11 protein-coding genes and 1 CRISPR repeat array are annotated in these 11442 nt (G+C 65.1%); all 11 genes read right to left on the reverse strand.

Features of this window, described 5'->3' with window-relative positions:
• Positions 1 to 18: 18 nt before the first annotated feature.
• The 11 genes from cas2 (ACFMQL_RS36920) to ACFMQL_RS36970 all read right to left on the reverse strand — a co-directional run bounded on the left by cas2 (ACFMQL_RS36920) (position 19) and on the right by ACFMQL_RS36970 (position 11341).
• Positions 19 to 285 carry a CRISPR-associated endonuclease Cas2 gene (cas2, locus tag ACFMQL_RS36920; RefSeq protein WP_378789437.1) on the reverse strand — a complete coding sequence of 89 codons (267 nt, stop codon included), beginning with the start codon at positions 283 to 285 and terminating at the stop codon, positions 19 to 21.
• Positions 285 to 1265: a type I-B CRISPR-associated endonuclease Cas1b gene (cas1b, locus tag ACFMQL_RS36925; protein ID WP_378789439.1), complete on the reverse strand. Its 981-nt coding sequence runs from the start codon at positions 1263 to 1265 to the stop codon at positions 285 to 287. Before cas1b ends, cas2 (ACFMQL_RS36920) begins: the two co-directional genes overlap by 1 nt.
• Complete coding sequence (locus tag ACFMQL_RS36930; RefSeq protein ID WP_378789441.1) at positions 1262 to 1753, reverse strand: CRISPR-associated protein Cas4; 492 nt, start codon at positions 1751 to 1753, stop codon at positions 1262 to 1264. The genes cas1b and ACFMQL_RS36930 overlap by 4 nt, the downstream gene beginning before the upstream one ends.
• Positions 1750 to 4176 (reverse strand): CRISPR-associated helicase Cas3', encoded by a 2427-nt coding sequence (gene cas3, locus ACFMQL_RS36935; RefSeq protein ID WP_378790253.1) that lies wholly within the window; start codon positions 4174 to 4176, stop codon positions 1750 to 1752. The genes ACFMQL_RS36930 and cas3 overlap by 4 nt, the downstream gene beginning before the upstream one ends.
• Positions 4177 to 4207: 31 nt before the next feature.
• Positions 4208 to 4405: a hypothetical protein gene (locus ACFMQL_RS36940; RefSeq protein ID WP_378789443.1), complete on the reverse strand. Its 198-nt coding sequence runs from the start codon at positions 4403 to 4405 to the stop codon at positions 4208 to 4210.
• Positions 4406 to 4453: 48 nt separating this feature from the next.
• Positions 4454 to 4638: a CRISPR direct-repeat array (repeat unit 35 nt; unit sequence TTCTATGCCCTCGGTATCGGGCGGCGGCCTGTCAG).
• 177 nt (positions 4639 to 4815) lie between these two features.
• Entirely contained in the window at positions 4816 to 5097 is a 282-nt protein-coding gene (cas2, locus tag ACFMQL_RS36945; RefSeq protein WP_364070463.1) for a CRISPR-associated endonuclease Cas2, read from the reverse strand.
• A gap of 1 nt (position 5098) precedes the next feature.
• Entirely contained in the window at positions 5099 to 6958 is a 1860-nt protein-coding gene (gene cas1 / locus ACFMQL_RS36950) for a CRISPR-associated endonuclease Cas1 (RefSeq protein WP_364070461.1), read from the reverse strand.
• Positions 6951 to 7688 (reverse strand): CRISPR system precrRNA processing endoribonuclease RAMP protein Cas6, encoded by a 738-nt coding sequence (gene cas6, locus ACFMQL_RS36955; protein ID WP_364070459.1) that lies wholly within the window; start codon positions 7686 to 7688, stop codon positions 6951 to 6953. The genes cas1 and cas6 overlap by 8 nt, the downstream gene beginning before the upstream one ends.
• 331 nt (positions 7689 to 8019) lie before the next feature.
• A complete protein-coding gene (locus ACFMQL_RS36960) occupies positions 8020 to 9216 on the reverse strand; it encodes an RAMP superfamily CRISPR-associated protein (protein ID WP_364070456.1) in 1197 nt (398 codons plus the stop codon).
• The gene (locus ACFMQL_RS36965) at positions 9216 to 10604 is read right to left on the reverse strand and encodes a hypothetical protein (protein WP_378789446.1); all 1389 of its coding nucleotides are present in this window, start codon (positions 10602 to 10604) and stop codon (positions 9216 to 9218) included. Before ACFMQL_RS36965 ends, ACFMQL_RS36960 begins: the two co-directional genes overlap by 1 nt.
• On the reverse strand, positions 10601 to 11341 hold the full coding sequence (locus tag ACFMQL_RS36970; protein ID WP_378789447.1) for a hypothetical protein: 741 nt from the start codon (positions 11339 to 11341) through the stop codon (positions 10601 to 10603). The genes ACFMQL_RS36965 and ACFMQL_RS36970 overlap by 4 nt, the downstream gene beginning before the upstream one ends.
• Positions 11342 to 11442: the final 101 nt, after the last annotated feature.

The following is an 11442-nucleotide window of genomic DNA, read 5'->3' on the forward strand; positions in this document are numbered from 1 at the left end:
CCCAGGTCAGAAGGGTGGTCACAGGACGGGGTCGGTGTTGCCGAGGGCTTGGCCGATGAGGTCGGTCTGGATGTTGTGGGGTCCCTGGGTGCGGTAGATGAGGATGCTGTCGTAGCCAGGGTCGATCTGGGATTTGAGCGCGCTGACGAATTTGCGGTGTTGGGCGTTGGACAGCTCGCCTTGGAAGACGCTGCGTTGTACCCAGTGCAGGTACTGGCGGCAGGTACGCAGCACGGCGGGGTTGCGTTCGGCGAGGGTGTCGTAGACGACGATGACGAACATCATCACCACCAGGGCCGGAAGGGCTTGTAGGGGGCGTCTTCGAGGCAGAGGCGTACGAGTTTGAGGGCTTCGAGGTGGATGAGCTCTTCGTAGGAGACTTTGCGGCGCAGGGCTCGGTGGTGGACGGTTGTGGCCAGCTCGGCGCGGATGAGTTCGGAGACTTTCTTGCGGCCGTCTCGGCTGAGTGAGGCGTTGCCGACGTCGGTTTCGAAGTCGCCGGGGCGCAGTGTCTTCTGGGCGGCGGCGCGTTTGAGCAGGCGCTCGGCGAAGAGCGGTTTGAAGGGTTCTGCGAGGTCGAGTGCGAGGGTGTTGCGGCGTCGGTCGGTGTCGGCGTGGAGGAAGCCGATGGCGGGGTGCAGGGGTGTGCATCGGAGTGCGGTGAGGACGCGGGCGTAGGTGATGGCGTTGGCGTAGCTGATGAAGGCGTTGCCGGCGTTGGCGGGCGGGCGGCGGCTGCGTCCTTCCAGGCGGAGCCAGGCGGGCAGCAGGGTGTCGAGGACGCCCCAGGCGGTGCGGCGGAAGTTGCCTTCGGCGCCCATGAGCTGGTCTGCGGTCTGACAGGTGGCGAGTTGTTCCGTCAGGCGGGTGAGCGGGGCGTCGAGGAGGTCGGTGTCCAGGGCCCAGCGGACGTTCGCTGCGGTGGCTGCGATGAGGGCTCGGCCGATCTCCAGGCGTGTGGCGTCCGTGCCGGTGAGGGCGATCTGGCGGCGCAGGACGTGGGCTGAACTGGTGTCTTCTGCGGGGGCGATGGCGCCGGCGTAGTTTCCGTAGTGGTCGAGGATGTGCACCATGACGCCGTGGCGGCTGAGCAGTGAGATCGCCGAGGTGTTGATGTCCACGTGGTCGAAGGCCACCAGGTCGCGGATGTCGGTGATGGGGACGCGTACGGGGGTCTGGTCGGCGCGTTCGATGCGGACGCTGTTGTCTTCGCGGCGGATGCGGCAGGGCTGGGTGAGCCAGTAGGTGCGGGAGGCGGCGGTCATGAGTCTCCCCAGCAGTAGTCGGTGTAGGAGCAGCCGCGGCAGCGGGAACGCTCCAGCCTGGGCGGGGCCGTCGGCTGCGCGATCACGGTCTGTGCCTCGCGTTCGGTGTCTTCGGCGAGGGCGCGGGCCTGCGGGGTCCAGGCGACGGTGACGGTGCGGCGGATGAGCGGGTAATGGATGAGGCCGTGCTGGACGGTGACGCCTCGTCGTTCCAGCAGCAGGCAGTAGTGGCGGACTTGGGCCTCGTGTTGCTCCGCGGGGGCGCGGGATGACTTGGTCTCGTGGATGACGGCGCCGGTGGTGACCCAGTCGACTTTCGCCTCGCCGAGGTCGATGTCGCGGCGGCGCGTGTAGGTGGTGTCGTCGACGGCTTCGCCGTAGGCGACCGCGTCGCTGCGTCGTTCCGGCCGGTAGCCGCGCATGTAGAGCCAGAGCTGGCGGGGGCAGTGCAGCAGGTACTTGATGTGGACGCCGCCGATGTCGTTCACAGGATGGTCTCCGGGGCGGCGGCGGGCTGAGGGTTCAGGATCAGCCCCAGGGTCGGGTCGTAGTCGGCGTCGACGACCCATAGGCGGTGGATGTACTCGGCTCGTCCTGCGGTGCGGAGGGCCGCCAGTTGGCTGTGGTGGATGGGGATGAGGAGACCGGCCGCGAGGAGGGGGTCCTTGTCGGCTTCTGCCTGGTAGGTGTCGAGGTCTTGCCGGAGGAGGACTTCGACGGTGTCGAAGGCTTCGTCGAGCCGGTCGGCGAACTCGCGGCGGTCGTGGAAGGGGTCGGGGAAGGTGAGGAAGTCCCGGTGGAACTCGTCGCGGTGGCGTCGGGCTTCGGCGGCCCAGTTCTGGCCCCATTCGGTGGCGTAGGCGATGCCGAGCCAGGTGTCGATGGTCTCTTCGGACAGCTCGGGGCCTGGAGCGGTTCGCAGGGCGGTCAGTGCCGCGTCCAGTGCGCCTTCTTCGTACGGGCGGTTGGGAGTGACGTGGGTGTGGACGCGGAACTCGACCGGGCTGTCCGGGTGGCGTCCGCGCCGGTTGATACGGCCGGCGCGTTGGGCGATTGCTTCGATCGGGGCCAGTTCGGTGATGCCGCGGTCGAAGTCCAGGCAGAGTGAGACCTCCACGGCTTGGGTGGCCACGACCAGTCCGCCGCGGGGCGTGGTCTCTCCCGGTTTGCGTTCCGGATGCCGCCAGAGGAGGCGGCGTTCGATCTCGGCGCGGTCACGGGCGCGGAAGCGTGAGTGCAGCAGCATCTTGTCGGGGTGGTGGAGCCGATCGAAGACCTGCTGGGCGGCGTTGACGGTGTTGGTGATCACTAGGACGCTGTGGCCCTCGTCGAGCCATTGGCCGACGCGCCGCAAGCTGGTCTGAGAGTCGATGGGGTCGTCGTCGAGGACGAGGCGGTGCCGGGTGGGCGCGGTGCCTGAGGGTGCGCGGCGGATCTCGACGGAGCCGAGGGTGTCCTCAATCAAGTTGATCATGGGTTGGGCGAGGGTGGCGGACAGGACCGCCACCCGGCTGCCGAGCTGCTGCCATAGCCGCATGCAGGCGCAGATGCGGCCGAAGGTCTTCGGGTCGTAGGCGTGCAGTTCGTCCAGCACCATGAGGGCGTTGGCCTGTTCGAGCAGGACGCTCGCGTAGCGGGGTCCGGCGATGGCGGCACGCAGGAGCTGGTGGGGTGTGGCGACTCGGACGCGCTGGCTGAACAGCCGCATCGCTCCGGCGCGGGCGCGGGCCCGGCGGGCGTCGTGGGCTCCTGGTGTGCAGTCCTCTGCGACGGCTCGGGCCAGCAGCGTGCGTGCTGCGGTGGCGTGCAGCACGCCGATGTCCGGCTGCTTCTGGCCGGGGGCCGGGTCGAGGTGGTGGATGAAGCGGTCGCGGGCGGCGTCGATGGAGGCCCGGTACGGCAGGAGCCAGACCAGGCGTGGCCGGCCGGGCATGTCGCCGAGCTGGCGGGAGGCCCATGCCAGGCCGGCCTTCGTTTTTCCGCTGCCGGTGGGTGAGACGAGGATGAGGTGCTGTGCGACGTCGGCGGCCTGTTCCTGGTGTGGGTAGGGCGTGGGCAGCCGGTTCAGGTAGTCGCGTGGCAGGGGCATGTGCGTCTGCAGGGGGACGTGCGCGGAGCCGGAGTGGTCGGCGAGAGTGACGGCGCCTTGCAGCAGTACGGCGACCAGGCCGTCCTCGTCGCTGACCGGGTTGGTCCAGTCGGTGGTGAGGCGGGCGAAGGCGTCGCGGGCGAGCTCCCACAGGCGACGGTCGTCGTCCGGCGCCGGTGTGGCGAGCTGTCGTGCCAGCCAGGCCAGCCAGGCTCGGTGGCGAGGGACCGGGATCTGGATGCGGGGACGGCCCGGCACGGGGGCGGGGTCGCGGCCGAACTTGCGCTCCCAATCGGCCACCGGCGGGTACATCGAGCGCAGGTCGCTACCGCGGTGCGAGGTCAGCGGCCGGTGGTGGAAGGCGACCCCGGCGGCGATCATCTTGCGGTCGTGCGGGTCCAGGTGGCGGGTGAGCAGGTCTGCGTAGGCGAGGGAGAGCACTTCGTGGCGTTCGCCCCACTTTTCTCCTCCGGGGCGGACCTGGCGTTGGAAGCCTTCGGCCACCTTGCCGGCGTCGTGCAGCAGCGCGGCGGTCTCCACCCAGGACCAGAACCTCGGCTGGGCGGCCAGGACGCCGGGTGAGCCGATGCGGTCGGCGATGGTCCGTGCGGCGTCGCGTACGGTGCTGCTGTGCTCGGTCAGCAGTTCCGGCCTGCCCAGTCCTGATCCGCTGGCGGACTTGGCCAGGACCTGAGACAGCTGCTGGTCCTGCTCGTCGGAGGCGGTCGGTGAGTGCAGCCAGACCGCCTGGTCGCCGTCCCGGTAGGCCCCGTGTACGGCGTGTTCTCCGGCTGGCTCAAGGGTGGCGTCGCGGATCGAGATGACGTTGGACGAGGTCCTGGGATCGTCTCAGTCACAGGCCCCAAACCGGGCGGCGCAGGGCCGCGGCGATCCTCTCGCCGTCGGGGGCGGGGACCCAGAGGGTCAGGTGTACGCCGAGCAGGAACGGCCGGTCTCTGATGGTCATGCCGCCCTTACGTGCCGCCACCCGTCCCGCGATGGCCGGGTTGGAGTCATCGGCGGCGATGGGGTGGTAGGTCTCGGTGTCCACGCCGCTGCCGTCGGCTGAGGCCGCAATGCCGAGTGTGACCGGTTCGCATTCTATGCCCTCGGTATCGGGCGGCGGCCTGTCAGGATCAAGATCTGATTGGAGTTCTCTGAAGAACCAGAAGTTTCTATGCCCTCGGTATCGGGCGGCGGCCTGTCAGCTTGGCGACATCGAGGGCAGGCTTGTCAAATACTTCGTTTCTATGCCCTCGGTATCGGGCGGCGGCCTGTCAGGGTTCGGATTAGTTAGGGGTGGTGACCTGGGCATATGAAGATCAATGCGCGGACCTCGTCCGCGCGATCCTCTGCGTGCCCCCTTGTAGGGCACCTTAAGAGAACTAAGGGCTGTGAGCTGGGAGTTTGTGATGCGCCAACCGAGCCCTCCTGGCGCGCTTTTTGCGGGCCCTGTACCGCTCATGTGATGATCCAGAAGTCTTGGCGTTCCTCTATCGTACGGGCGCCGATCACCAAGAGGCCGCGGGCTGAGCGATCTCCGAGGGGATACATGCGGATCTGGTCTTCGGCGGGATCGATCAAGGCGCCTAGTTTGCTGCGGAGTTCAGCCATGACCGCTTTGGAGCCTGCCTCGCACTCAAAGACGCTCAGCTGGACGCGTGGTCCGTATCCCGATAGGAGCGTCGCGACATCATCGCGGCGGCTGTCGTCAGCTATGTCATAGCAGATCAGGTAGTGCAATTCATTTCCATCTCAAGGGCCGGTACGGCCTCTTGGAGTCCAAGATGGTGCGGGCAAGAGCTTTCGCCTGTAAGCTCAGGCCTACGCGGTAGGAAACCCGTCGTGCCGTGGCCTCGTGGGTGAACAACGTCAGCATCCGCCGTTCATAAGCCGCTAGGAACGCGCGCCGGGCGCGATCGTTCATCCGGCAACCGGCATCCGGGGCAACGTCGAAATCCTCAGGCTTGACGATGCCTGTATTCAGACAGCGTAGCGTTACCGCGTCCACCACCACCGGACGAAACTCCTCGATGAGATCAAGAGCCAGGTTGGGCCTGCCCCAGCGAGACTGATGCAGAAACCCTACCGCCGGGTCGAGTCGGGCCATCTCCAACGCGGCGATTGCCTCATTGACGAGCAGAGTGTAGCCAAAGGATAGCATTGCATTCACTGGATCAGGCGGTGGTCTGCGCTGCCGACTCTCGAAATCCCATATTTCGCCGAAGAGATGGCGCCAGGCCCGGAAATACTCTCGGCTGGCCGCTCCTTCGTATCCCATGACCTTCTCAAGGGAGTCGGCATCAGAGAGGAGCAGGCGCATCGCCGCCAACCTTTCGGCCACTTCCCCGAGCAATGGATCCAATTGTCGGCGTGCAGCACGAAGTAGCGCTGTCCGCATATTAGCGATCTTCCCATCGACGAACGCCCTGGCTAAGCGATGGTCACCAGCGAGGCGGTACTGGGCACGGCGGACGGTCGGATCCGTAACGTCTAGTGAAGTGAGCCGTCCGGACGGCCCGGCCTGATCCGAGATGATGACCAGGTCGATTCCCAACCGCAGAGCCCTGCGCAGGAACGGCGTGGTCATCCCAACCCTGCCAGTGCAAACCACCTGCCGTACTCTACGGAAGTTGAGCCGAAACAGGACTTTACCACGATGCTCCACGAGCATTCTGTCGCCCCTGCTTCGCAGCAGCGCACCATCCTTATCGACGTATACAACCGTTTCGAGGGGATGCGACAGTGCGTCCACTCCAGGACTGGTCGTTGAGGTGACAGTCGAGCCTAGAAAAGAAACTCCTGTGTCAAAAGAAACCACCTGACTCTTTTCCGGATTCAACTCCAGGCGAAGATCCGCAAGGTTATCACTTGCCGCCGTCAGCGCCCGCTCCGCCTCTACCCGATTTTTTGCCGGTATCGCGAAATCATCAGCATACCGAATCACTCGAAAGCCCGCGGAGAGCATCGCCTGGTCGAATCTATTCAGATAAACGTTGCAGAGCAACGGGGAGAGCACACTGCCTTGATGCAGACCCAGACCCCGGTTGCTCCGCCTGTTCCGTTCACCGATAACCGGGCGATCCATCATCTTGCCGACAAGATGAACAGCTTCCGGATCAGTCACAATTTCTCGCAGGTGACGTAGCACCTCCCATCGCGGGATCCTATCGAAGCAGTCCTTGACATCGGCCCGAGCAACCCATGTGGCACCGGCGTCCCGCGCTTCGATCAGGCATGCGAGAGCATCTTTTACTCCCATGCCGCGCCGATAAGCAAAACTCCACGGCAGCAGAAGTGGATCGATGAGCGCACTCAACTCAGGGAGGAGCGCACGTTCTACGATCCTGTCGATCAGGTTTGGCACACCGAGGGCTCTCACCCCACCCCCCGGTTTGGCGATCTCAATCCTCACGACGGGACTCGGTTCGAACGTCCCTGCAGCGAGTTGTTCGGCGAGGCCACTGATCTTTCTGGCTGCGGATGCCTCGAACCTTTCGACCTCCGCTCCAGCCTCCCCGTCCTGAAGAGCCGACTCCCGCACTTCATGCCACGCATTCAAAAGATTCTGCTCGGTAAACGCCCTGGCGGTAATTTCACCCATCCCGACCCCCGAGGAACGTCACCGTCGTGGCGCCGAAGCCGTACGTGGTGCGGGCCCCTGTTCCGCAGTAGGACGCGAAACGCACAAGCCTGCCGAAGGTCTCCTTGACCTCGTCCGACAACACACGAAGACGAACCATCCCCACAAAACCTGACACTTCGTGGCCATGCCCGCCATCACACTTGACTGTCCGCAAATCGTACGAGTGCAACTCCGTCGCCCGGTGAGTGGCCATCCACAGCTCATCCTCGATCCAGTACGGCGAATCCGGGGGAAGCGCCTCATTCCAGCGCCGCCGGTATCCCCCGAGGATGAGTCGCGGATCCGGAAGGATACTCCGCCGACCGTTCGCGGCAAAGAACACCGGCGACAGGAACGTCAAGACTGCGTCAGCCACCGCCGGCCTCTTGGCCAACGAGTCGAATGACTCCTCGTGGCATTCGTATCCGACCACAGAGCACATCCGCGCTCCCAAGCGAACCGTCGACAGTGCCGCGGGGTCGAACGGAAGCGCACTGTCACGCAGCCAAGTGCATCGAAGGGTCATCGTCTCATCACGGTCCTTCGCCTCCCGGCTCAACGGCCAAACGGCAAAAGGCTTCACCTGAGACCGATGACCACCATTTCCCTCGAAGAGGTTACATGCAAGGCCATGCAATTTGCGAGCATCTATCGCACAACCTTCTTCACTTCTTAGCCGGAACACCAACACCTTCACTTGATATTCCACCCCTCAAACTGTACATGAGGCCCATCGTGTCGCCCCTGAAAGCGGGCGGAAACTGCGACACTCATAACTTACGTGTATGCACACCGCTGCGCGATCACACTGCCATGCCCTCGGAGTCGGGCGGGGGTTTGCGATGGCAGCCAGATTCTAAGGTCGGCGACCTGCCAGTTTGTAGATCATCGCGCGGGCCGAGCCATCGGAATGATCGGAAGGGGTGGCGGATGGCGACCCTGCGTTACATGTAGCCTGTGACCTGCGGGTATGCGATGCGCCATCCGAGCCCTTTTCGGCGGTTGGCGATAGCTTCTGTACGAAGGTCGTTGCATGCGGCTCACTGAACCTTGTCAGACTTCTGTAGGTGCTCTGCGGTGAAGGCGAACCAGTCATCAAGTTCGGCTTTGACAGCGTCCTCATCTGGTCTCTCAACGTGAGCAGGTCGACGGCCGACGCCTCCGCTCCCCTTTTTGACCCGAAGCTTCATGTCCTCCGGAAGCCATTCGGCGTGGAAGGCGAGGGAGCGCAGCAGCCAGCCACCGCGGCCGTTGGTGACTCGGAGCCAGAGGGGTGAGGCACGGCGTGCCGGGGTTCCATCGGCGGTGACGGGTTCGACGGTGACCGACTCGGAGTGGCCGTGGACGGTGTAGACGACAGGCAGACCGAGCGCGCCGGCGTTGAACACCCCTGTTGGAGCAGTCCCATTCGCATACGGCCTGGCTACCTCTCGGTATCCGGCGGTATTCGGGAGCTTTCCGTTGCCGCGAGGGTCTGTTTGATGGCGGAAGGCTTTGAGCAGCTCTCCGAGGGACGCAAGGGCGTCCGTGTCCTGCCCGCGGATGTTCATCGGATGGTCTTCGACGCGATACCACCCTTCGGCGAAGCACGGATAATGCGGCTGGCCGGAGAAGGTTCCTTTGCGTATTCCCAGCTCCTTCAGTGCCTCGGCGACGCACGCGAGCACGTGCGGAAGGTCGGTATGGCTGTTCCGGATCAGCCACTGTCGATCGAAAGCGGACGCCTGCAGCTCGAGTCTGGTCGACTGATTGAACGCCAGGGTTCCGAATCCGCGCCGAGCGCGGGCGCCTATGCCGCCGAACGTGCGCAGCGCCCACAGTGCGCTCAGGAACAGGTCGGTGTGCAGGGCGGAGCCATCGTTTTTGACCTTGAGTGGCAGGCTGCATGGGGGCAGTTGGCGGGGTTTGGGGTCGGTGGTGAGGCCAGGGCCCATCAGGTAGGCGAGATCTCCTTTGGCTTCCGGCGCGCCGACGTTGATCCTGTTGCCGCGGAGCAGGATTCGCGAGGGACGCGACGAACCGTCCGAGGCCGCTCCGAAGAGTTCGGCCTCGGCGCGCAAGAGCTCGGTGATGTCGTCTCCGACGTAGGGGCCGGCCAGGGCGCGCAGCCAGTACGCGAGGGTGCCGCGCAAGCTGGGGATCGGGAACATCATCTGCCCTGATCGCATGCCGACGCGGGGATAGCGGCCCAGGAAGGCCCTGGTCACCGTGGACAACGGCAAGGAGTGCCAGGTCATCAGACGGCCTTTCGCCAGGAGACATGGGCAAGGGGCGCGGTGATGGGCCGGTCGTCCCAGAGGATCTGCAGGAAGACGCCTGAGACGAAGCTCCATGCTGTGGCGGTCAGCACCATCACCCATGGATTCACGGGGTCGAGCAGGGGGGCGCACTTTTCCGGTGTCCACCAGCATGCGATGCTCACCGTCGTGCCGCCGGCCCCTTCCGCGTGCTCGTTGAAGGCCGGTACCACGAAGCGGAGGCCGATGATGCTCACCAGCGCGGCGTGACCGAACCCGAAGGCGCTGACGGCTCCGACCCGGCTGGCGAGGGAACGGCGCGGAACACCATGATTTCCGGCCTCGATGAGGAGGTATCCGAAGCCGATCGCCAGGAGGATGCTCGCAGTGATGATCGTCGCGTTGGAGGACTTGGACCACCAGTCGGGATGGAGTGCGGACAGTCCGAGCAGGCCCACGGCGGAGCTGGCCGGTTGCCGGAGCAGCCATAGCCAGCTGAAGGCAGGTTCGAACGCCGACCAGACGGCAATGAGGCCGTATGCACACAGGCCCAGCAGGGCGCCGGCGGTGTACCCGTCCATCCAGACACCGAAGCCAGCGGTCAGTACGGCCCCGGTGGCGAGCAGGAGGATGAATGCCGCGGCGCACATGCCGAGGGCAAGACGTTTTCCGTGCAGCCGGTACAGGACGCGCAGTGCGGCGTGCCAGGCGAATCGGGGCAGGAGGATGCGGGTGACGACCGTGCCGGCGATGCCGGCGCGCGGAGGGTCTTCGGGTGAGCGGCCAGTGCCGAGTGCGGCTTGACTGATCTCCACAGCGGTGAGATCGATGGCCTCGTCCTCGACGTTGAGGCGGCTCTCAAGGCTGGGGTGCTCGTGGATGTTCTCCAGCACCGTCAGCCATTCTTCGCGCGCCTGCCGAGCTCGTTCGATGCCCGAGTCGAGCAGTTGCTCGCCCATCAGCTTCTGACGGAATGGAGCTGAGAGGAGAAGCCATCGGGTCCGTATAAGGAAGGCCGCGCCGAGTTTCGCGTCCCGCTCGACGAGAACGGGTACTTCCTTGTTGATCGCGAGCGCGTACCAGGCCTCGTATATTTCGACGTACGTACGCCAGCGGAGCAGATGAGGTTCCTCCTCGACCATGATCTGCCACGGTTCGTCGCGGACACGGAACGCACGTGCCGCGTGACCGGGGTGAAAGGCGAAGAACCTCCACAGAGCGCCGCCTGTCTGGCCGGCGAACACCTTCCGCCAGGCCTCGATCCGCTGATCGGACGAAGGGCCCAGCAAGGCGTCACTGAGATCCGTGCCGCTGGCGAGTTCCGGTACGGGCTCGTGATCGTCCCAGGTCTCGCCCGGCAGGCGAATCAGGTCGGCGAGCGCGCTCATCGCGCACCGTCGTTGTTACCGGACACTCCCTCTTCGCCGAGGACGGCCAGGTAACCACGTCCGAAGTCGTTGAGCCTCCAGCCGGAGCTGTCCTGTTCCCAGGCGACGCCGGTATGGAAGGGATTCAGGTCGTTGCTCGGGGGGTGGCCTTTCTTGACCCGCAGCAGTTCGGCTCGCATGAGCTTCGGGAAGGGCTCGGGGAAGTGACGCAGGTTGATCCTGGTCGCACCGCCGTTGTGGTCTTCGAAGGTGTACCAGGCGGACGTTGTTTTCGGGGCCATCGAGTGCACGATCTCGGTCATGGCCAGGGTGTGCAGCAGCGTTACTTTGAACCCGCCGGTCAGGTGCACTTCCAAGGGCTCATTGAGCAGGTGCGCTGCTCGCAGGACATGGCCGATGGCTCCCACCGCCTGATCGAGGTCATGCGGAAGCCCCGGCAGTCGGACGATCGTGACCGTTCCTGGATGGATCACGCCTCGGAACTCGCTGGCTTCGATCTCGGACGTGGGCCCGGAGAGGTATCGGATCCGTTTGCCGTCGCCTGCTGCGATCATGTAGGCCACGCAGAACGCGGCCGAGATCCCCTTGCGGGTGTCGGAGGCGAGCAGTATGACGCGCTGGTCACGACTGGTCAGGCGGACCAGTCCTCGCTGGCTCAGCGTACTGGTCTCCGCGCAGATCTCCGCGGGCCAGTCGTGGAGTTTCGCGTCCCTGGCCGCACGGTCGCACATGGCCATGGCGGAGCTGATGACGTCCGCGTCCGGGATCCGGTCCCTCTCATGGCTCGTGAGCGGAGTCTCGGTGGCCCACCGTTCCAGCGCATCGGTGATTTTCCGGA

This window comes from Nonomuraea fastidiosa (assembly GCF_042751225.1).
GTDB classification, from domain to species: Bacteria; Actinomycetota; Actinomycetes; order Streptosporangiales; family Streptosporangiaceae; genus Nonomuraea; species Nonomuraea fastidiosa.

Coding starts and splice junctions, on each gene's coding strand:
- cas2 (WP_378789437.1), bottom strand. CDS start 285: ATGATGTTCGTCATCGTCGTCTACGACACCCTCGCCGAACGCAACCCC.
- cas1b (WP_378789439.1), bottom strand. CDS start 1,265: ATGACCGCCGCCTCCCGCACCTACTGGCTCACCCAGCCCTGCCGCATC.
- cas1 (WP_364070461.1), bottom strand. CDS start 6,958: ATGGGTGAAATTACCGCCAGGGCGTTTACCGAGCAGAATCTTTTGAAT.
- ACFMQL_RS36960 (WP_364070456.1), bottom strand. CDS start 9,216: ATGACCTGGCACTCCTTGCCGTTGTCCACGGTGACCAGGGCCTTCCTG.
- ACFMQL_RS36965 (WP_378789446.1), bottom strand. CDS start 10,604: ATGAGCGCGCTCGCCGACCTGATTCGCCTGCCGGGCGAGACCTGGGAC.
- ACFMQL_RS36970 (WP_378789447.1), bottom strand. CDS start 11,341: ATGGCCATGTGCGACCGTGCGGCCAGGGACGCGAAACTCCACGACTGG.